Origin of the sequence: Aureimonas sp. SA4125 (genome assembly GCF_019973775.1) — a bacterium.
GTDB lineage: Bacteria > Pseudomonadota > Alphaproteobacteria > Rhizobiales > Rhizobiaceae > Plantimonas.
Map to the genome: position 1 here is coordinate 4,160,014 of NZ_AP025032.1, position 21,063 is coordinate 4,181,076.

Below are 21,063 nucleotides of genomic sequence, written 5' to 3' on the forward strand. Positions count from 1 at the left end.
CGACGCCCGACAAGAGCCGCCTCACGGCCTGGGATAGTTGGGTGTCTCGGGAGGAGACGATGATGACCAGCGCCCCGGCGACCCCGCAGAGCATTGCCGTGATCGGCCTGGGATCAATGGGCCTCGGCATGGCCCTGTCGCTTTTGCGCGCCGGCCACCAGGTCGCCGGCTACGATGTCTCCCCTTCCGCTCTCGAAGCCTTTGCCGCCGACGGCGGACGTGCAGCGTCGTCCGCTGCCGCGGCGGTCGAGGGTGCCGATGCCGTGCTCAGCGTCGTCGTCAATGCCGCCCAGACCGAGGCGCTGCTCTTCGGCGAGAACGGCGTCGCCGCGGCGATGCCCGAAGGCGCGGTCTTCATTTCATCGGCGACGATGGATCCAGACGTGGTCCGGCGCCTGGCCGCGCGGCTCGAGTCGACGGGTCGCCTTTATCTCGACGCGCCCATCAGCGGCGGTCCCGTGCGCGCGGCCAAGGGCGAGCTGACGGTCATGGCGTCGGGCAGTCCGGCCACCTTCGACCGCGCCCGCCCCTGTCTCGAGGCGATCGCGCTGAAGGTCTACGAGCTCGGCGACGATGCGGGAGCCGGTGCCGCCTTCAAGATGATCAACCAGCTGCTGGCCGGCGTCCACATCGCCGCCGCCTGCGAGGCGATCGCCTTTGCGGCCAAGCAGGGACTGGATCTCGCCAAGGTCTACGAGGTGATCACCGCCTCGGCCGGCAATTCCTGGATGTTCGGCGACCGCGTGCCGCACATTCTCGATGGCGACTACCGCCCGAAGAGCGCGGTCGACATCTTCGTCAAGGATCTCGGCATCGTCCAGGACATGGCGCGGACGGCAAAGTTTCCGGTGCCGATATCGGCCGCCGCGCTCCAGATGTTCCTCGCCGCGGCCGGCTCCGGCATGGGCCGCGAGGACGACGCCTCGCTCGCCCGCGTCTATGCCGCGCTCGCCGGCGTCAACTTGCCCGGACACACAGCCTGATGCCCCGCTTCGCCGCCAACCTGTCGATGATGTTCAACGAAGTCGCTTTTCTCGATCGCTTCGGGGCGGCCGCGCGCGCCGGCTTCGACGCGGTCGAGTTCCTGTTTCCGTATGAGCATCCGCCCGAGGCCGTTGCCGAGAAACTCGGCGCCCACGGCCTGACGCAGGCCCTCTTCAACCTGCCGCCGGGCGACTTCGCCGCCGGAGAACGCGGAATCGCCTGCCTTCCCGACCGCGCGGGCGAATTGCGCGCGGGCGTCGAGACGGCGCTCGTCTACGCCCGCGCCACGGTCGTGAAGCGGCTGCACATGATGGCGGGCCTCGGGTCGCGCCAGAACGCGGCAGCCGTCGCCGCCTACCGGGACGCCGTCTCCTTTGCCGCCGACCGGCTCGCCGAGGCCGGCATCGACCTCGTTCTCGAACCGATCAACGGCCGCGACATGCCCGGCTATTTCCTCGACGATTTCAACTGGACCGCCGATCTGATCGCCGAACTCGCACGGCCGAACCTGAAGCTGCAGTTCGACATCTACCATCGCCAGATCATGCGCGGCGACGTCGCCACCGCGATGGCCGACCTGATGCCGATCATCGGCCATGTCCAGGTGGCGAGCGTTCCCCGCCGGCACGAACCGATGACGGGCGAACTGAACGACGTCTTCCTCTTTTCCGAGCTCGACCGGCTTGGCTATGCCGGCTTCGTCGGCTGCGAGTACCGGCCGGCCGGTGCGACGACGGACGGCCTCGGCTGGTTCGATGGCGCGCGTCCGGCGGGCGGGAGGGCGGCATGACCCTTCGCCTCGGCGCCATTGCCGACGACTATACCGGCGCGTCGGACCTGGCCAACACGCTGACCCGCAATGGCCTGCGCACCGTGCAGACGATCGGCGTTCCCGCCGACGGCCTCGAGCTTCCGGGCGTCGATGCCGTGGTCGTCGCGCTGAAGAGCCGGTCCATTTCCGCGGCCGACGCCGTCGAGAAATCCCTCGCCGCCTATGGCTGGCTGGAGGCTCGCGGCGCCGGCCACATCCTGTTCAAGGTCTGCTCGACTTTCGATTCCACCGATGCCGGCAATATCGGCCCGGTGACCGATGCGCTCCGACAGGCCACCGGCGAGTCCATCGTCCTGGTGACGCCGGCTTTCCCCGAGACCGGAAGGACCGTCTACCAGGGCAACCTCTTCGTCGCCGGGGTGCCCCTGGCGGAAAGCCCGATGAAGGATCATCCGCTCAATCCGATGCGCGATTCCGACCTGCGGCGCGTGCTGTCGCGGCAGTCGGCAGAGCCCGTCGGGCTGATTCCGCTCGACGCTGTCGCGGCGGGTGACGGCGCCGTCGGCGAACGCCTCGCCGCGCTCGCCCGTGAAGGCTGCGGCGCGGCGATCGCCGACGCGGTGTTCGATGCCGATCTCGAGACCCTCGGCCGCGCGGCCTTGCGCCAGCGGCTGTCGGTCGGCGCCTCCGGCCTCGGCCTCGGCCTTGCCCGGGCGCTCGCCGATGGTCCGCCGTCTTCCGCCGCAGCACCCTTTCCAGCGCTTGGGGGCCCTGCCGCCTGCCTTGCCGGAAGCTGCTCGGCCGCGACTCTCCGGCAGATCGCGGCCGCGGAAGCCAGCATGCCCGTGCTGCGGCTCGATGCCGAAGCGCTTGTGACGGGCAATGGCGCCGTTGCCGAGGCCCTCGCCTTTGCGCGCGAAAATCTCGCGCACGGCCCGGTCCTCATCGCGTCGAGCGCTGCGCCCGACGTGGTGGCGGCACTGCAGGCCCGGCACGGCGGCGCCGGTATCGGGACCGCGATCGAAGCCGCCTTCGCCGAGATCGCCGCAGGCCTCGTCGCGCTGGGCGTGCGCCGGCTGGTCGTCGCCGGCGGCGAGACGTCGGGCGCGGTCGTCGATCGCCTCGGCCTCGCCGCCTTCGCGCTCGGACCCGAAATCGCCCCCGGCGTTCCGGTGCTGCGCAGCCTCGGCGGAACGGACATGCGGCTGGCGCTGAAATCGGGCAATTTCGGCGGACCGGATTTCTTCCGTGACGCTCTCAACATGATGCCATGAGCGAGGACCAGATGAGCAACGCGAACCACGGCCGGATCGGCCTCGTCACCGGCGGCGGCACCGGCGTCGGCAAGGCGATGACCCGGGCGCTTCTGGCGGCCGGCTGGCGCCTCGTGATCACCGGCCGTCGCGCCGCGGTCCTCGATGCCGCGGTGGACGAGCTCTGCGGCAATGACGGCCGCGTCGTGGCGGTCCCCGCCGACATCGGCGATCCCGCTTCCGTCGCGCTCTTGTTCGACGAGATCCGCGCCCGCTTCGGCCGGCTCGACCTCCTCGTCAACAACGCCGGCAGCAACGTGCCGGCGATCCCCCTGGAAGATGTCAGCTTCGCCCAGTGGAACGCCATCGTCGCCGCCAACCTCACCGGTGCCTTCCTCTGCACCCAGGAGGCTTTCAAGCTCTTCAAGACGCAGACGCCACGCGGCGGGCGCATCATCAACAACGGCTCGATCTCGGCGACGACACCCCGGCCGAACTCGGCCCCTTATACCGCGACGAAGCACGCCATCGCAGGACTCACCAAGGCGACGGCGCTCGACGGCCGGCCCTTCGACATCGCCTGCGGCCAGATCGACATCGGCAATGCGGCGAGCGAGATGACCTCGGTGATCTCCACCGGCGCGCTGCAGGCCGACGGTTCGACCGCGGCCGAGCCGACGATGGATCCGGCGCATGTCGCCGATGCCGTGGTGTCGATGGCCTCCCTGCCCCTCGACGTGAACGTGCTGACCATGACGATCATGGCGACGAAGATGCCCTTCGTCGGCCGCGGCTAACATCTTAGGCGCACAGCGCCTGATACAGCACCCGCCCTAAGACCGGGCGCAGCGGCGAGAAGAGGCGGACAACGCCCAGCGCCAACAAAGAGTTTGGGAGAGAACGACATGGCCTCGGTCGACATCATCGACGTCAAGAAGAATTTTGGGGCCCATCCCGTCATCAAGGGCGTGAACGTGCGGATCGAGGACGGCGAGTTCGTCATCCTCGTCGGCCCGTCCGGCTGCGGAAAGTCGACGCTGCTGCGCATGCTGGCCGGCCTCGAGCACGTGACCGCAGGCGAAATCAAGATCGGCGACCGCGTCGTCAACGATCTGCCGCCGAAGGACCGGGACATCGCGATGGTGTTCCAGAACTACGCGCTCTATCCGCATATGACCGTCGCCGAGAACATGGCCTTCTCGCTGAAGCTGAAGAACGCGCCGAAGTCCGAGATCGATACCCGCGTTCGGCCGGCGGCAGAGATCCTCGGCCTCACCGCCTATCTCGACCGCTATCCGCGCCAGCTTTCCGGAGGTCAGCGCCAGCGCGTGGCCATGGGCCGGGCGATCGTGCGCGACCCGCAGGTCTTCCTGTTCGACGAGCCCCTGTCCAATCTCGACGCCAAGCTGCGCGTCTCCATGCGCAGCGAGATCAAGAACCTCCACCAGCGCCTGACCACCACCACGGTCTACGTCACCCACGACCAGATCGAGGCGATGACCATGGCCGACAAGATCGTCGTCATGCAGGACGGCCGCGTGGAGCAGATCGGTGCGCCGCTCGAGCTCTACGACCGGCCGAACAACCTCTTCGTCGCCGGCTTCATCGGCTCGCCGTCCATGAACATGCTGACCGGCAAGCTCGATCCGAACGACGCCACGCGCTTCATCACCGGCGACGGCGTCGTCCTTCCGGTCTCCGGCTCGCGCCCCGAGGCCCTCGGCCGCGCGCTCGTCTATGGCGCGCGCCCCGAGGCGATCCATCTCGGCGGCGACGTCATGCTGGAAGTGATCGTCATCGAGCCCACGGGATCGGAAAGCCAGGTCATCGGGCGCATCGGCGCAACAGATGTCACCTGCGTCTTCCGCGAGCGCGTCACCGTGCGGCCGGGCGAGAAGATCCCGGTCTCGATCGACCCGAAGGCCGTGCACCTCTTCGACGCGGCCAGCGGCGAGCGCCTCTCGGCCTGAGGCTTTCGGCCTGAGGCTTTTGGCCCGAGGCTTCTGGTCTAAGGCCTCTGGTCTTAGACTTCTGGCCTGGGGCTTCTGGCCTGAGTTTACGGTCCGAAAGGGCCCAAGATGGCGGCGGCATCCCGGGAAGCCGACCGCACACAACAAGAACAGTCCCGCACCCTTGGAGGAGACAGCCATGTCCATCAACCGCAGAAAACTTCTGACCACCTCGGCAGGCCTTCTGGCCGCCGGTGCCTTCACCGGCCCGTTCGGCGTCGGCCGCGCCTTCGCGCAGGCGGCGGGTCCGACCTATACACCGGAAGCCGGCGCAAGCCTGCGCCTCCTGCGCTGGGCTCCCTTCGTGCCGGCGGAAGAGGAAGCCTGGCTCGCCAACACCAAGAAGTTCATGGAGGCGACCGGCGTCGAAGTGCGCGTCGACAAGGAGAGCTGGGAGGACGTGCGCCCGAAGGCCGCCGTCGCCGCCAATGTCGGCTCCGGCCCCGACATGGTGATGAGCTGGTTCGACGATCCGCAGCAGTACCCCGACAAGCTTGTCGACCTCACCGAGCTCGGCACCTATCTCGGCGAGGCGAATGGCGGCTGGTATGCCGGTCTCGAGGCCTATGCCAAGCGTGACGGCAAGTTCATCGCGATGCCGCTCTGCGCCATCGGCAATGCCGTCGTCTACCGCGACAGCCACATGAAGGCCGCCGGATTCTCGGAATTCCCGAAGGACACCGCCGGCTTCCTCGAGCTCTGCAAAGCCCTCCAGGCCAAGGGCACCCCGGCTGGATTCCCGCACGGCAAGGCCGTCGGCGACGGCAACAACTACGCCCATTGGCTGTTGTGGAGCCATGGCGGCAAGATGGTCGATGAATCAGGTGCCGTCACGATCAACAGCCCGGAGACGCTCGCCGCCGTCAACTACGCGATCGAGCTCTACAAGACCTTCATCCCCGGCACCGAGAGCTGGCAGGACGTGAACAACAACCGCGCTTTCCTCGCCGGCCAGGTCTCGCTGACCGCCAATGGCGTCTCGGTCTACTACGCCGCCAAGAAGGATCCGGCGATGAAGGAGATCCTCGACGACATGCGCTCGGTCAACTTCCCGATCGGCCCGGTCGGCGAGAGCGTCGAGCTGCACCAGACCTCGACCCTCTCGGTCTTCGCCCACACCAAGTTCCCGGAGGCGGCCAAGGCCTACATCAAGTTCATGTACGAGGCGGACAACATGAACGCCTGGATCCAGGGTGCCAGCGCCTATTGCTGCCAGCCACTGAAGGCCTTCGAGAGCAATCCGGTCTGGACCGCCGACCCGTTCCACGCGCCCTATGCGCGGGCCTCCGAGACGCTGCGTCCGAATGGCTATGCCGGCCCGCTCGGTGCCGCCTCGGCCGGCACCATGGCCGACTACGTCCTCGTCGACATGTTCGCCGAAGCCGTGACTGGCCAGTCCTCGGCGGAGGATGCGATCACCAACGCCGAGCGCCGCGCCAACCGGTACTACCGGGTCTAGCTGTCTCCAGCGGGCAAAGGGATGGTGCCCTTCGGCACCCCCCTCTGCCCTGCCGGGCATCTCCCCCTCAAGGGAGGAGATCGGCTGATCTGAAAAGCACGCGGTCCGGAATTTTGCGGACATGGTGACGGGACTGATCTCCCCCCCTCGAGGGGGAGATGGCCGGCAGGCCAGAGGGGGGCGCACGCCGCAACGGGTGATCCCTCCTTTCGATACGAGGCGACGGCGCCGTCCACCGGTGCAAGCCGTAAATCCTCCGGGAGAGGGAACAAGACCGATGTCCACCACCACGATCAAGCGGGCCGAGCCGCAGAAGGCCTCGGCCTTCGAACGCCTGGCGCAAAGTCGCAACGGGCTCGGTTTCCTGTTCATGCTCCCGGCGGCGCTCTTCCTCCTGGTCTTCCTGACCTATCCGCTCGGCCTCGGCGTCTGGCTCGGTTTCACCGACGCCAAGATCGGCCGGCCCGGCATCTTCATCGGCCTCGAGAACTACCAGTTCCTGATGGGCGACCGGATCTTCTGGCTCTCGGTGTTCAACACCGTTCTCTACACCACCGTCGCCTCGGTGCTGAAATTCGTGCTCGGCCTCTGGCTGGCGCTGATCCTCAACGAGCACCTGCCCTACAAGTCCTTCTTCCGCGCCATCATCCTCCTGCCCTGGGTGGTCCCGACCGTGTTGTCGGCGCTGGCCTTCTGGTGGATGTTCGACGCGCAGTTCTCGATCATCTCCTGGATCCTGATGGAGATCGGGCTGATCAACGCACCGATCAACTTCCTCGGCGATCCGACGAATGCGAGGGCCTCGGTGATCGCCGCCAATGTCTGGCGCGGCATTCCCTTCGTCGCGATCTCGCTCCTCGCCGGCCTGCAGACCATTCCGGCCTCCCTGCACGAGGCGGCAGCGCTCGACGGCGCGACGTCCTGGCAGCGTTTCCGCAATGTCACGCTGCCGCTGCTCACCCCGATCATCGCCGTCGTGATGACCTTCTCGGTGCTCTTCACCTTCACCGATTTCCAGCTGATCTACGTCCTCACCAAGGGCGGCCCGGTCAACGCCACGCATCTCATGGCCACGCTCTCCTTCCAGCGCGGCATCTCCGGCGGCCAGCTCGGCGAGGGCGCCGCGATCGCCGTCGCGATGATCCCGTTCCTCCTCGCCGCGATCCTGTTCAGCTTCTTCGGCCTGCAGCGCCGCAAGTGGCAGCAGGGCGGATCGGACTAAGGAAAAGACAATGAGCCAGACCCAACCCGAAGCCGGCCACCTCACCGACGACGTCGTCGGCATGTCGCAGTACAATACGCTGCCGCGGCGCATCCTCGTCATCTACCTGCCGCTGGCGATGTTCTGCTTCGTCCTGTTGTTCCCGTTCTACTGGATGGCGATCACCGCGGTGAAGCCGAACGACCAGCTGACGAACTACTCGGAATACAGCCCGTTCTGGGTAGTCAGGCCGACGCTCGACCACATCAAGTATCTCCTGTTCGAGACCTCCTATCCCGGCTGGCTGTGGAACACGACGCTGGTCGCGGTCTGCTCGACGGTGATCGCGCTCGCGGCCTCGGTGTTTGCCGCCTATTCGATCGAGCGCGTGCGCTTCACCGGCGCCCGCGTCGCCGGCCTCCTCGTCTTCCTCGCCTACCTGATCCCGCCCTCGATCCTCTTCATCCCGCTCGCCTTTATCGTCTTCCAGGTCGGCATCTTCGATTCCAAGCTGGCGCTGATCCTGACCTATCCGACCTTCCTCATCCCGTTCTGCACCTGGCTGCTGATGGGCTATTTCCGCTCGATCCCCTTCGAGCTCGAGGAAAGCGCCCTCGTCGACGGCGCGACGCGCTGGCAGATCCTGACGAAAGTCATCCTCCCGCTTGCCGTCCCCGGCCTGATCTCCGCCGGCATCTTCGCCTTCACGCTGGCCTGGAACGAGTTCATCTACGCCCTCACCTTCATCCAGTCCTCCGAGAACAAGACGCTCCCCGTCGGCGTCCTGACGGAGCTCGTGCGCGGCGACGTCTACGAATGGGGCTCGCTGATGGCCGGCGCGCTGCTCGGCTCGCTGCCGGTGGTGATTTTGTACTCGTTCTTCGTCGATTATTACGTGTCGTCGATGACGGGCGCGGTGAAGGAGTAGGCGGGAGACGGTAGTCGCGCCGTGACGGGGCCGCTCCCTGTCGCGACGGGATCGCACGGAGGGCAGGCAATCTTGCGCAATGCGCCCGAGCTTCGTCATCCCGGCCTTGAGCCGGGATCCATGCCAAACCGTCGAACAAGTGGGGTAACGGTGGACATTCCCACCGTCCTGATCCGGACCGAAGCGGAAACGCAGAGGCATGGATTCCGGCTCAAGGCCGGGAAGACGATGCGGCGGGTGGCACGAAGTGACAAGATTGCAACCGAGGCACCATCAAGCCTCACCACCGTTATACGGCACCGTCCCACGCTGATAGGCGCACTGCCCGCCTGAAACCGACCGCTCGTGCAGATCGGTCGGTAACTGGAAGCCATCCTCTCACCTGCAATTCTGCATCGACCTTCGCTTCAACCTGGCTCGGCGCCGATAACGATCTCGTCGGCCTCGTTCGGATCATTGAGCCAGATCGAGAGCCGGGTCCGATCGCTGCTGACCGGCAGGGTCATGACCGGTTCCCCCGCCACGAGGGTGATCGTCACCCGGCGGTTCGCGGTGCGGATGGCATGGTTGAGGTCGGGCCGGAGCGCCAGGGCAACCTCGCCGAGGAGACCCAAGGTCACGCGGCAGCGGCCTTCCTGTTCATGCTTAGCTCTGATGCTGACGCCCCACTCGTTGAAACTGAACGCGGCATCACGGTATTCCGGGATCGTCGTTTTTCCAGCGTCGTGGATAAACAGCATGCCGTTTTCTAGATCCAGCGTTCTCCGTGTCATCTCACTTCTCCTTCTTCGACCGAACAGCACTCCCCTGACGCCCATTGCAGTTTTGGCACTGAGGGAACAGCCGCTGAGATCCGACTGGACTCCTCCATCGGGTGGGCAATTGATGATCCTTGAAGAAGTTGCGGCTTGCCAAGCCTGAATCTTTTGATCCGCAGGTGTGGCATCCGGTTTCGCGACCGATCCGATTAATTTCCTCGACCTCACGCTTTGTATAGCTCCGACTTGGGCTGCGCGCCGGAATGGATTCGCCTGCAAAGCGGCCAGGCCCAATGCCGTTGCGCTGCAAATCGTAGAACCGCGCCTCGGCCTCCCGGGCCTGCGCAGCATTGGAGAGAATTTCGCCTCGAATGGTCTCCGTCAAGCTTGGAGTGGGTTTCCAGGCCGGATCAACTGCGCGGACGCGGCGCAAGGCAAGGTCGAGCATCAGCCGGCTTGCGGCGAGTTCTGCGGCCTCGGCCGGCGTCGGCTGAGTGACGCGGTTGCCGCCACCCGTCCGCCGCGGGCCCGAGCCACTTGGCGCTCGACCGGACTGGGCGATCCGCACGAGCTCCTCTGTCCACTGCCCGCCGCCGGTCTGACCCTTGGGGAGGCGCAGTTGGCTTGGATTGTAGCCGTACTTTAGAGCGCGGACGAGCTTTCGCGACACCAGCGATAAACGCAGGCTGGCGACACGTTCGTGCAGAGCGACCAGGCTTGGCAGCGTATCCAGAAAGTGTCCTGTCCGCATGCTGTCCTCCGCTTCCCACCCCAAGAGGATACGGCGAGGCCAGACTGACGCGGATAAGTTTTACGGATTATTTTCCTATATATCGACCAGGGACCTTCGACGCTTGGCTGAGTAGCGGAGTGTCACAGGTCTCCCGTCAGACCCGCCTTCACCCGCGCCTTCCGATTCTCCCGCCACCAGATGTACAGCCCGCTGCCGATCAGCACCGCCGTGCCGAGCACCGTCGTCAGGCGCAAATGATCGCCGAAATACAGGACGCTCAGCGCCGTGGACGCCAGCACCTGGCTGTAGAGGAAGGGCGACAGCAACGAGGCGGGGGCGTGGCGGAAGGCGCTGACGAGGCTGAAATGGCCGATCGAGCCGACGAAGCCGATCAGCACCATCAGCCCGAAGGTCGGCAGCGACGGCGTCACCCAGACCGGGATGACGAGGAAGGTGAGGATCACCGTGCCGACCGCGGTGGTGTTGAACTGCGTCGCCGGCGCCTCGTCGCTGCCGGCGAGCTGGCGCGTCAGAAGCATGTAGAGTGCGTTGACGAGGGCCGCGGCGAGCGGCAGCAGCAGATAGGGGTCGGTGCCGGAGGCGCCCGGCCGGACGATCAACATCACCCCGCAGAAGCCCGCGACCACCGCCGCGATGCGGTGGATGCCGACTTTCTCCTTCAGGAAAATCACCGACAGGATGGTGATGATGATCGGCGAGAAGAACATCACCGACGTCGCGTCGGCGAGCGGCACGTGCACCAGCCCGAAATACATGAGCAGCGTCGCCGCGAGCAGCATGCCGCCGCGGACGAACTGCAGTACCGGCCGCTTCGTCTTCAGAAAGCGCGTGCCGCTGGTGCGGTAGAGATAGCCCGTCATCAAAAGCGTCTGGAAGAAGTAGCGGCCCCAGACGATCTCCAGCACCGGCAGGACGGTGGTCAGTTGCTTGCCGATGGTGTCCATGGTGGAGAAGACGACGCCGGCAAGGACCGTCATGAGAATGCCGGCCAGAAGATTGCTGCTGTTCACGGGGGATCTGCCTGATGGGGTCGAAAGGGCGAGTCGGCCTGTAGGCTTACGACCTTATCGCGCCGCCCTCGCGAGGGCGACAGCCGATGCGGCATTTGATCCCCCAGCATGATTTCCACTGGATGCCTTTTTCGATCCTGCTGAGCGCCGGCTTGGCGCGCCGGAAGAGCGCCGACGCGTTTGCCTCCCGCGCCTCCCCGTCAGGCCGCCACCATGTGCCCGCCACCGACATCCTCGAGCACGAGGCGAACCGGCGGATCGCCGACGCGGCGCACCGGGCTCGGGATCTCGCCGTCCATGCGCGCCAAGCCCGCCAGTTGTCGGCGCGTCGGATCGGGCTGCGGCACCGCCGCGATGAGCCGGCGGGTATAGGCATGGCGCGGGTCGCCAAAGACCTGGTCGCGGGTGCCGCGCTCGACGATCTGGCCAAGATACATCACCGCGACATGGGTCGAGATATTCTCGACCACGGCCATGTCGTGCGAGATGAAGAGATAGGCGATCCCGAACTCGGCCTGCAGCTCGCGCAGGAGGTCGAGCACCCGGGCCTGCACCGAGACGTCGAGCGCGGAAACGCTCTCGTCGGCGATGATGAGCTTTGGTCGCAGCGCCAAGGCGCGGGCGATGCAGATGCGCTGGCGCTGGCCGCCGGAGAACTCGTGCGGATAGCGGCTGGTCTGGTCGGGCGAGAGGCCGACGCGGCGAAAGAGCTCGGCGGTGCGCTCGCGCCGCTCGGCCTTGTCGCCGATGCCGTGGATGACCAGCGGCTCGGCGACGAGATCGCCGACGGTCATGCGCGGATCGAGCGAGGCGAAGGGATCCTGGAAGATCATCTGGACGTCACGGCGCATCGCCTTGCGCCCCTTGGCGTCGAGCCCGCCCATGTTGCGGCCGCCGACGACGATGTCGCCCTCGTAGGGCACGAGCCCCGCCAGCGCCTTCGCCGTCGTCGACTTGCCGCAGCCCGATTCTCCGACGAGGGAATAGGTCTCGTTGGCGCCGATCGCGAGGCTGACGCCGGCCACCGCGTGCACCTGCCGCTGCACCCGGCCGAACAGGCCGCCGGTGAGGTCGAAGCGCACGGTGAGGTCGTTCAGCATCGCCACAGGCGAAAGCGCCGTGGCAGGCGCAGCCGAATTGGCCGTCCCAAGCGTCGCCTGACGCCCGGCGCCTGCGCCCATGCGCGGCACGGCCGCGAGAAGCGCCTGCGTATAGGGATGTGTGGGCGCGGCAAACAGCGATTTGACCGCCCCCTCCTCCACCACCTGTCCCTGGCGCATCACGACGACGCGGTCGGCCATCTCGGCAACGACGCCCATGTCATGGGTGATGAGGATGATGGCGGTGCCGAATGTCTGCTGCAACTCCTTGAGGAGCCCGAGCACCTGCGCCTGTACCGTCACGTCGAGTGCCGTCGTCGGCTCGTCGGCGATGAGGACGTCGGGCTCGAGCGCCAGGGCCATCGCGATCATGACGCGTTGGCGCATGCCGCCGGAGAGTTCGTGCGGATGCTGCGACAGGCGCGCCGCGGCATCGGGAATGCGCACCGCCTCGAGCGCCGCGATCGCCTTTTCGCGCGCCTGCGCGGCGGAAACGTCGCGGTGCGCGCGGATCGCCTCGGTCAGCTGCCGGCCGATGGTCAGCACCGGGTTCAGCGAGGTCATCGGCTCCTGAAAGATCATTGCCACCCGGTCGCCGCGGATGTTTCGCAGGCCGCGTTCGTCGAGGGTGGCGAGATCGGTGTCGCCGAGCCGGATCGCGCCGCCGGCGATGCGCGCGGCGGGTTTTGGCAGAAGTCCCATGATGGCCAGCGCCGTCATCGACTTGCCCGAGCCGGATTCGCCGGCAATGCACAGCGTCTCGCCACGTGCGAGGGTGAAGGAGAGGTCGCTGACCACCGCCTTCGGCTCAGCGCTGCCGCCGACGGAAACGGTGAGGTTCTCGACGCGGAGGACCGCATCGGATGTGATCTTGGAAGTTACAGCCTGACTTGGACGCGTGGTGCTGAGGATCATGGCAGATGCGGGTGCGAGACACCCCCCTCTGTCCTGCCGGACATCTCCCCCTCAAGGGGGGAGATCGGCAGATCGATGGATGGTGCCTCTCGTCGCCACCGTTTCCAAGGCGCGAAGCCGTCCGAGCCCTTGATCTCCCCCCTTGAGGGGGAGATGCCCGGCAGGGCAGAGGGGGGGGCGACGGCGCCGCAGCCCCAGGCAAGACCTGCCCTCATTCGAAGACGCAGCGCGGGAAGTAGAACGAGACGACCCAGTTCGGCATGTCGACGATCTCGGAAATCCTGAGGTCGCCGCAGGCCGAGACGAGCATGTAGGCGTCGACCGGGTTCATGTTGTAGCGGGCGGCGAGCAGCTCGACCATGTCGGCGACGGCGCGCTTTGCCCCCTCCATCAGGTCGGTGCCGATCCCCGTCGTCACCTCGTAGCCCTTGGCGTCGAGGTGGCGCGTCACCGGCCCGGCCGTGGTGAAGCGCGGCATTTTGAGGTTCGCGCCCTTCACGAGGTCGAGCGTCAGGACCGTGTTCATCCGGCTTTCGATCGCCGTGCCGCAGACCTCGCCGTCGCCCTGGGCGGCATGCGTGTCGCCGACCGAGAACAGCGCGCCCGCGACCTCCACCGGCAGGTACAGCACTGTGCCGGCGGAGAGATCGCGGATGTCGAGATTGCCGCCGACGCGGCGCGGCGGCACGACGGAATGCAGGCCCGGCTCGGCCGGCGCGTTGCCGATCGTGCCGGCGAAGGGCTTCAGCGGCACATGCCCGTGCGCGCCGAAGGCCGCCGGCTCCATCGTCGCGGTATCGTAGTGCCAGAGCGTCAGCGCCGGCTCCTTGAAGTCGTCGGCGAGAAGCCCGAAGCCTGGAATGTTCGCCGTCCAGCCGAAGCCCGACGGCTTGAAGGCCTCGATCGTCACCTTCAGCGCGTCGCCGGGCTCGGCCCCCTCGACGAAGATCGGCCCGGAGACCGGGTTGATCCGGCCGAAGTCGAGCGTCGCGACATCGGCGGCGGTGGAGGCCGGGGTCAGCTGCCCGGCCGAGGCATCGTGGCATTCGAACTCGATGGTCGAGCCGGGGGCGACGCGCGCCGCCGGCTCGAATGCGTTGTCCCAGCCGAAATGATGCTGCCGGCCGTGGATCGTGTAGTTGCAGTTACTGCACATCGGACACCGACACGTAGTCGTAGTTGACCGGGATGTTGACGGGATCGACGAACAGCGCGTCCGCGCCCGTCATGCGCGCCGACTTGATGGTGTAGCGCTGCTCGTTGAACACCGGCACCCAGGGCGCATCGGCCATGATGGCGGTGTAGATCTCGCCCCAGAGCTTGAAGCGCTCTTCGGCCCGCGCCGGATCGGCGATGGAATCGGCTTCCACCGCCTTCTTGTCGAGCGCCTCGTTGCAGTACCAGGACCAGTTCCAGCCACCCTCGACGGCGCCGGCACAGCCAAGGATCGGACCATAGAAATTGGACGGATCGGGGAAGTCGGCGATCCAGCCCATGCCGCCCGACCAGATCATCGCCGCGCCCTCCGGCGCGCCGCCGGCGGCGATGACGTTCGCCTGCGCCAGCGACTGGATCGAGGCCTTGATGCCGATGGCGGCGAGATCCTGCTGGATCGCCTGGGCGATGCGCGGCTGCGGGTCGGTGTTGGCGACGAAGAGCTCGGTCTCGAAGCCGCCCTCATGACCAGCCTCGGCGAGCAGCGCCTTGGCGGCCGCGACATCGTATTTGTAGCCGGCGAAATCCTTGACATAGCCGGGCATCGAGGGCGGCAGCGGCTGGTTGGCGGGCACCGCGCGGCCGTTGATGATCTGAACGATGCGGTCCTTGTTGATCGCCATGTTGACGGCCTGGCGAACCTTCACGTCGTCGAAGGGCTTCATCCGGGTGTTCATGGTGATGTAGCCGGTATGCAGCTGGCCACCCTCGACGACGCGTTCGGCCGTTTCCGGATTGCCCATGACCTCGGTGAACTTCGCCGGCGGAATGCCGTCGCCGGGAATGTCGATCTCGCCATTCTGCAGGCGCAGCATGGCGACGATCGGCTCCTGGCCGATCTCGAAGGTGATGCCGTCGAGGCTCGGCACGTTGGCGCGCCAGTAGTCGGGGTTCTTCTTGAACACGACGCGCTGGCCGAGCGTCCACTCGGCGAGGCTGAAGGCACCGGTGCCGACCGGCTGACGACCGAAATCGGCGCCGGCAGCGTCCACCGCCTCCTTCGGCACGACGGAGGCGAAGTTGAGGCCCATCACGTGCAGGAAGGTCGCGTCGGGACGCGACAGCTCGATCTTCACGGTCTTGGCATCCGGCGTCGTCACGCCCGACAGGCTCTCGGCGGTCCCGTCGGCCATGGCGTCGAAGCCGGCGATGGCGCCGAAGAAGCCGGCGCCGGGGCTCTGCGTCTTCGGATTGGTGACGCGGTCGAGCGAGTATTTTACGTCCTCGGCGGTCATCACGCGGCCGTTGTGGAACTTGACGCCCTCGCGCAGGACGAAGGTGAAGGTCTTGCCGTCGGGCGAGATCTCGTAGCTTTCGGCAAGGCCCGGCCGGAGCGTCGTCGTGCCCGGCTCATAGTCCATCAGCCCGTCGAACAGGCTCTTGATCATCGACCAGTTCTGCCAGTCGTAGCCGATGGCCGGGTCGAGGGTGGCGACATCGTCCTTGTAGGCGACGATGATCTCGCCGCCGGCCGTGCCTTGTGCGGCCGCCGGCAGCGGCGCGAAGCCGATCATCAGCGCAGAAGCGGCGACACCAAGCGAAAGAAAGGTCTTCATCAGGGTTTCCTTTGGTTGGACGGAAGGTTTCAGCGCATTTTGATGCGCGGATCGACGAAAGGGGCGAGGAGGTCGGCCAGGAGATTGCCGAGGACGATGGCGACGGCGGAGACGAGCGTGACGCCCATGATGATCGGCAGGTCGACGCGCTGGATCGCCTGCCAGGCGAGCTGGCCGATGCCGGGCCAGCCGAACACGCCCTCGACGACGACGATCCCGCTCATGAACAGGCCGATGTCGATGCCGATCATCGCGATCACCGGCAGGATGGCGTTGGGGAGGGCATGCCGGATCAGGATGGTGCCGCGACCGAGGCCCTTTGCCCTGGCGGTGCGGATATAGTCCTGGCGCAGCACGTCGATCATCGACGAGCGCATCATCCGGGAATACCAGCCGGCACCGATGATGCCGAGCGTCAACGCCGGCAAAACGAGATGGCTAGGGGTGCCGTAGCCGCCGATCGGGAACCAGCCGAGCTGGTAAGCGAAGATATAGAGGAGGAGCAGGCCGACGACGAATTGCGGCGCCGAGACGCCGACGAAGGAGGCGACCATCAGCGCCTGGTCGGTGCCGCTGCCGCGCCGCACCGCCGCGATCAGCCCCATGGAGACGCCGATGACGAGTTCGGTGCCGATCGCCGCGGCCATCAGGAGAAGGCTCGCCGGCAGCCGCGCGCCGATCAGTTCGGCAACCTCGGAACGCTGCAGGTAGGAGCGCCCGAGATCGCCCTGCAAGAGGCCCAGGAAATACCGCCAATACTGGACGAGGAAGGGCTGGTCGAGGCCGAGCTGGGCGCGGATGTTTTCGACCATCTGCGGCGAGGCGGTGCGGCCGGCGATCTGCCGCACGGGATCTGCCGGCAGAAGATACAGAAGCGCGAAGGTGACGAAGGAGACGCCGACGAGGATGAGGACGGCCTGGAACAGCCGGCGCAGAAGATAGACGGCCATCAGTCGCGCCCCCGCTCGGTCGGGTCGAGCACGTCGCGCAGCGCGTCGCCGACGAGGTTGAAGGCGAGCGCGACGACGAGGATGATCGCGCCGGGGAAGAACACCAGCCAGGGCGCCGCCTGGAAATAGGTCTGGTTCTCGAAGATGATGTTGCCCCAGGAGGCGTCCGGCGGCTGCACGCCGACGCCGAGATAGGACAGCGTCGCCTCGAGCAGCACCGTCGTCGAGATGCCGAGCGTGCCATAGACGATGACCGTCGATGTCAGGTGCGGCAGGATGTGGCGGAAGAGGATGCGGATCGGCCCGGCACCGAGGCTGCGCTCGGCGGCGATGTATTCGCGCTCCGCCAGGGCCCGCGTCTCGCCGTAGACGACGCGGGCCACCTGCACCCAGTTGACCAGCGCGATGACGAGCGCGACGATCCAGAGGCTCGGGCTGAGAACCGCGGCCAGGCAGATGGCCAGGAGCAGCGCGGGGAAGGCCATCATCAGGTCGGTGAAACGCATCATCAGCCCGCCGATCCAGCCCTGGACGTAACCGGCGACGACGCCGACCGCCGTGCCGATGAGGAGCGCCGCGCCATTGGCGACGATGCCGATGATCAGCGAGTTGCGCGCGCCGTAGAGGAGCCGCGTCAGGAGATCGCGCCCGAGAAGATCGGTGCCGAGCCAGTAGGTAGCGGTCGGCCCGAGCGGCGCGCCCTCGATAGTGAGTCCGTCGAAGAACTGCTCGTTCGGGTCGAAGGGCGCGATCCACGGCGCGGCGATCGCGGCAAGGACGATGAGCCCGATGACGGCGAGGCCGAAGACCGCGAGCTTGCGCCGGAGGAGCCGCGCCCAGACTCCCGCGGCGACGGGACCGGCGGAAATGGCGATGGGGGCGGCGGAGGTGCTCACGAGCGACCTCCGTGCCGGCTATCGCCGGTCGTCCCGGCTTCCTGCTTCAGCGCATTGATGCGACGCGCCGCCTCCTCGATCGTCACCTGCCAGCCCGTGGCGAGCGTGCGCAACTGAGCAAAGGCCTGCTCCTCGCCGATACCGGCGGAGGACAGCGCCACCACCGCCTTGACGACGCTCTGACGCTCGCCGACCCGCTCGCGCAGCATCGCGACCTCGCGCGCCAGCGTCTGCCGGGCGTCAAAGCCCTGGCGGGCGATGAGAAGCGCCGAATAGACGCCGGCATGCCCGACCGGCTTCAGAAGTTGCGCATCCGCGCGGTGCGACAGTGCCCATTCGATCCGGCCCGGCGCTTCCGAGCCGATCAGTGCCACGAGCGGCATCGGCGCCTCGCCGGGAGCCCAGGGGAACTGCGCGTCGAAGCCGAGATCGGCATCAAAGAAGATGAAGTCGGCAGCCATCGCGGACGCCCGCAGATCCGGCCAGCATTCCTCGACCTCGAGGCCGATGGCCGCCAGCTGGCGCAGGATCGCCGCCACCGTCTGGTGCGGCCGGTGCAGGACGACGGCACGGCGGCCGCCGAGATTGGGGATGCGGGGACGGCGGCTCATTGCACCACCCTCAGGCCGGGCCGTGCGAACAGCGTGTGCGGATCGTAGCGCGAGAGATAGGGATCGGGTGCAACCAGCGGGCTGGATTCCAGGACTTCGAACCCCACGCCGCGGATCCGGCCGAGCTTGACCGGGAGGCTGGAATGCTGGGTCTGGCGGTCGATGGCGATCCGGCCGAGAGCGGTGGTGAAGATGTGGCCTCCGAACACGCCGGCCGTCGCCTGCGGCGCGTCGCTGCCTGTGCGGGTGATGGTCTCTGCGAGGACCGTGACGGCTGAATGGGCGGCGGCCATGAAAGACGAAGTGGGGCCGGACTGCGCGGACTGGGCATCATGGAAGAACGGCCCGATCGACAGGTGCCCCTCGCCGCTGCCTTCCAGAGCCGGCAATTCGGGCTCGGTGAGGTTGCAGCTGACGATCGGCCGGCGCTCCGGCAGGAAGCGCGAATCCGAGGCGCCGAGCGCGGCATAGGCCTTGAAGAAGGCGTAGGACGAGGGACCGATCAGGTTGTTGAGGATGAAGTTCGGCACCGTAGCGCGGATCTCGTCGATGAGCCTGGCGACATCGGTATCGCCCATCGGCAGGTAGCGCTCGCCACGCACTTCGCCGCCGGCGTCTGCCACGAGGTCGCGGGCGACGCGGTTCATCTCCCAGCCCCAGATATAGTTGGAGCCGACCAGGAAGGCGTCGCGGCCGAAACGCGGGATGACATGGGCGATCAGCGGCACGAGATGCTGATTCGGACAGGCATGGCTGTAGACGACGTGCTCGCTTGCCTCGAACCCCTCATAGGGCGCCGGATACCAGAGCATGCCGCCGCATTTCTCCAGCACCGGGATGACTTCCTTGCGGCTCCAGGAGGTGATGCAGCCGACGACATGCCGCGCGCCGGAACGCTTGAGGATGTCCTCGCAGAGCGGCGCATAGGCATCGATGCGCCCCTCGGGGTCGCGCTCGACCGGGACGAAGGTCACGGACGCCTTCGGATCGGCGTTGACCGACTCGACCGCCATCATCGCCCCGTGGCGGCAGGCCTCGCCCAAGAGCGAGTAGTTGCCGGAGCGCGAGAAAAGCAGCCCGAGTTCAATGCGCTTGCGAAGCAAGGCCTCTCCAAATGAAAAGGCCCCGCCGTCCTGCACACTGAAGCGTGGGACGATCGGGGCCAGGATGCCGTCCGGCAACGGGGCCGGTATGTCGGGCCACAGTAGCCGGAGGGACACGCCTGTCAAGGCGACCTGCACGATATCGGCGCAAGTTGATAAAATAGGCATTGCCCCATTCACTGAGCTTTAATTTTTCTACTGCACCCTTGCGATACGCTTTGGAGAGGTTGACGGTGGCAACAAAACGCTTGCACAGCTTCGCGAGGTCTCGCACGGGAAACCTGCCGTTGATGATGGCCCTGCTCCTCGTCCCGATGACGGTGGCGGCCGGCGGCGCGGTCGACTTCATCCAACACGAAAAGCTTCGGACCGAGCTGCAGGACGCCCTCGACCGCGGCGTTCTGGCCGCAGCAGCCCTGTCGCAGACACAGACCGCCCAACAGACGGTGACCAACTATCTCGCCTCGGCAATCCCCGGTCGGAATGTGGCGCTTCAAGTCACGGAAGACCGGACGATCAATTCCCGCAAGGTGACCGCGACAGCCAGCCTTTCCTACAACACAGCCTTCCTGCAACTGGCCGGCCTCAGCACGCTGACCGTTCCGGCTTCGGCCGCGGCGCAGGAAACGCGCCAGAAAGTCGAACTGTCGCTGGTTCTCGATATCTCCGGCTCGATGTACGACAATGGCGGCATGGTCCAGCTAAAGCCGGCGGCCAAGAGCTTCGTCGACACGATCCTCAAGGCCGAGGTTCGCCCGGTCACCTCCGTCAGCATCATCCCCTTCGCCGGACAGGTAAACCTTGGCCAGGGTGTCTTCGACTACCTTGCGGCCGGCTCCAGCGCGGCCGGTCAATCCAGCTATGTCAGGCGCCACACCTACAGCTCCTGCTTCGAAATGCTCGGAACCGACTTCGGCGCCGGCGTACCGGACTTCCCCACACGCGATCAGGTGCCGCATTTCACCTACTACAACTACAACGCAAAGGGTAAGAAGCCGTGGTGGTGCCCGACGGACGACGCCTCCGTTGCCTATCTTTCCAATGACCCGGTCTATCTGAAGGGCCGGATCGACGCTCTTGAGCCCTTCGACGGCACGGGCACGGCCTACGGGATGAAATGGGCCACGCTGCTTCTCGACCCCGCCATGCGTCCGGCCATCAGCGGCATTGCAGCCAAGAAACTGGCACCCATCCCCGCGGAATTCGTCGGCCGCCCTGCCGCCTTCGGGGACATCGAGACGCTCAAGTTCATCGTTCTGATGACCGACGGCCAGATCGGCTTCCAGCCACGTCCCGCCAGCCTGGCTACCAACGCCGTGACGAACAAGAACATCAGCGCATCCGCCGATCATCGCGAGATCTTCGCCGGCCAGGTCAGCAATCAGTACAAGCAGATCTGCGACTACGCCAAGTCGAAGGGCGTCACCGTCTTCACCATCGCCTTCAAGATCAGCGACAACAATGTCGCCAAGAATCTTGCCGCCTGCGCCAGCAACGCGTCTTACGCCTATCGCGTCGACGGACTGGATATCACCAACGCGTTTCAGTCGATTGCGACGGCCATCCAGAAGATCAAGTTGATCGGGTGA

General features: G+C 66.5%; 19 protein-coding genes. 9 read left to right on the forward strand and 10 right to left on the reverse strand.

Annotated elements, in window-relative coordinates:
* Positions 1-41: 41 nt before the first annotated feature.
* From ltnD to Sa4125_RS19760, 8 genes are all read left to right on the forward strand, one after another.
* On the forward strand, positions 42-983 hold the full coding sequence (gene ltnD / locus Sa4125_RS19725) for an L-threonate dehydrogenase (RefSeq protein ID WP_224000827.1): 942 nt from the start codon (positions 42-44) through the stop codon (positions 981-983).
* Positions 983-1,774 carry a 2-oxo-tetronate isomerase gene (gene otnI / locus Sa4125_RS19730; protein ID WP_224000829.1) on the forward strand — a complete coding sequence of 264 codons (792 nt, stop codon included), beginning with the start codon at positions 983-985 and terminating at the stop codon, positions 1,772-1,774. Before ltnD ends, otnI begins: the two co-directional genes overlap by 1 nt.
* Positions 1,771-3,030, forward strand: coding sequence for a 3-oxo-tetronate kinase (otnK, locus tag Sa4125_RS19735; RefSeq protein WP_224000831.1), 1,260 nt, complete (start codon positions 1,771-1,773; stop codon positions 3,028-3,030). Before otnI ends, otnK begins: the two co-directional genes overlap by 4 nt.
* An 11-nt stretch (positions 3,031-3,041) precedes the next feature.
* On the forward strand, positions 3,042-3,806 hold the full coding sequence (locus tag Sa4125_RS19740) for an SDR family oxidoreductase (protein WP_224000833.1): 765 nt from the start codon (positions 3,042-3,044) through the stop codon (positions 3,804-3,806).
* Between the two features lie 108 nt (positions 3,807-3,914).
* Positions 3,915-4,979: a sn-glycerol-3-phosphate ABC transporter ATP-binding protein UgpC gene (gene ugpC, locus Sa4125_RS19745; protein ID WP_224000835.1), complete on the forward strand. Its 1,065-nt coding sequence runs from the start codon at positions 3,915-3,917 to the stop codon at positions 4,977-4,979.
* 178 nt (positions 4,980-5,157) lie between these two features.
* The gene (locus tag Sa4125_RS19750; protein ID WP_224000837.1) at positions 5,158-6,477 is read left to right on the forward strand and encodes an ABC transporter substrate-binding protein; all 1,320 of its coding nucleotides are present in this window, start codon (positions 5,158-5,160) and stop codon (positions 6,475-6,477) included.
* A gap of 370 nt (positions 6,478-6,847) precedes the next feature.
* Positions 6,848-7,699, forward strand: a complete 852-nt coding sequence (locus Sa4125_RS19755; RefSeq protein ID WP_224008054.1) for a sugar ABC transporter permease — start codon at positions 6,848-6,850, stop codon at positions 7,697-7,699.
* A gap of 61 nt (positions 7,700-7,760) precedes the next feature.
* The gene (locus tag Sa4125_RS19760) at positions 7,761-8,606 is read left to right on the forward strand and encodes a carbohydrate ABC transporter permease (RefSeq protein WP_224008057.1); all 846 of its coding nucleotides are present in this window, start codon (positions 7,761-7,763) and stop codon (positions 8,604-8,606) included.
* Positions 8,607-9,013: 407 nt separating this feature from the next.
* Here Sa4125_RS19760 and Sa4125_RS19765 read toward each other — a convergent pair whose 3' ends face one another.
* The 10 genes from Sa4125_RS19765 to Sa4125_RS19810 form a co-directional block, all read right to left on the reverse strand.
* Positions 9,014-9,379, reverse strand: coding sequence for a hypothetical protein (locus Sa4125_RS19765; RefSeq protein WP_224000839.1), 366 nt, complete (start codon positions 9,377-9,379; stop codon positions 9,014-9,016).
* A 1-nt stretch (position 9,380) separates the two neighbouring features.
* Positions 9,381-10,115, reverse strand: a complete 735-nt coding sequence (locus Sa4125_RS19770) for a hypothetical protein (RefSeq protein ID WP_224000849.1) — start codon at positions 10,113-10,115, stop codon at positions 9,381-9,383.
* A 122-nt stretch (positions 10,116-10,237) separates the two neighbouring features.
* Positions 10,238-11,128: a DMT family transporter gene (locus tag Sa4125_RS19775; RefSeq protein ID WP_224000851.1), complete on the reverse strand. Its 891-nt coding sequence runs from the start codon at positions 11,126-11,128 to the stop codon at positions 10,238-10,240.
* A 200-nt stretch (positions 11,129-11,328) separates the two neighbouring features.
* Positions 11,329-13,143, reverse strand: a complete 1,815-nt coding sequence (locus tag Sa4125_RS19780) for an ABC transporter ATP-binding protein (RefSeq protein WP_224000853.1) — start codon at positions 13,141-13,143, stop codon at positions 11,329-11,331.
* Between the two features lie 211 nt (positions 13,144-13,354).
* The gene (locus tag Sa4125_RS19785; protein WP_224000855.1) at positions 13,355-14,299 is read right to left on the reverse strand and encodes an acetamidase/formamidase family protein; all 945 of its coding nucleotides are present in this window, start codon (positions 14,297-14,299) and stop codon (positions 13,355-13,357) included.
* Positions 14,289-15,914 (reverse strand): ABC transporter substrate-binding protein, encoded by a 1,626-nt coding sequence (locus Sa4125_RS19790; protein WP_224000857.1) that lies wholly within the window; start codon positions 15,912-15,914, stop codon positions 14,289-14,291. The genes Sa4125_RS19785 and Sa4125_RS19790 overlap by 11 nt, the downstream gene beginning before the upstream one ends.
* Positions 15,915-15,943: 29 nt before the next feature.
* Positions 15,944-16,864 (reverse strand): ABC transporter permease, encoded by a 921-nt coding sequence (locus Sa4125_RS19795; RefSeq protein ID WP_224000865.1) that lies wholly within the window; start codon positions 16,862-16,864, stop codon positions 15,944-15,946.
* Positions 16,864-17,760, reverse strand: coding sequence for an ABC transporter permease (locus Sa4125_RS19800; protein WP_224000867.1), 897 nt, complete (start codon positions 17,758-17,760; stop codon positions 16,864-16,866). Before Sa4125_RS19800 ends, Sa4125_RS19795 begins: the two co-directional genes overlap by 1 nt.
* Complete coding sequence (locus Sa4125_RS19805) at positions 17,757-18,371, reverse strand: transcriptional antiterminator (protein ID WP_224000869.1); 615 nt, start codon at positions 18,369-18,371, stop codon at positions 17,757-17,759. The genes Sa4125_RS19800 and Sa4125_RS19805 overlap by 4 nt, the downstream gene beginning before the upstream one ends.
* Entirely contained in the window at positions 18,368-19,474 is a 1,107-nt protein-coding gene (locus Sa4125_RS19810; protein ID WP_224000871.1) for a transporter substrate-binding protein, read from the reverse strand. The genes Sa4125_RS19805 and Sa4125_RS19810 overlap by 4 nt, the downstream gene beginning before the upstream one ends.
* Before the next feature lie 167 nt (positions 19,475-19,641).
* On the opposite strand from Sa4125_RS19810, the gene Sa4125_RS19815 reads away from it, so the two are divergent.
* A complete protein-coding gene (locus Sa4125_RS19815; protein WP_224000872.1) occupies positions 19,642-21,063 on the forward strand; it encodes a TadE/TadG family type IV pilus assembly protein in 1,422 nt (473 codons plus the stop codon).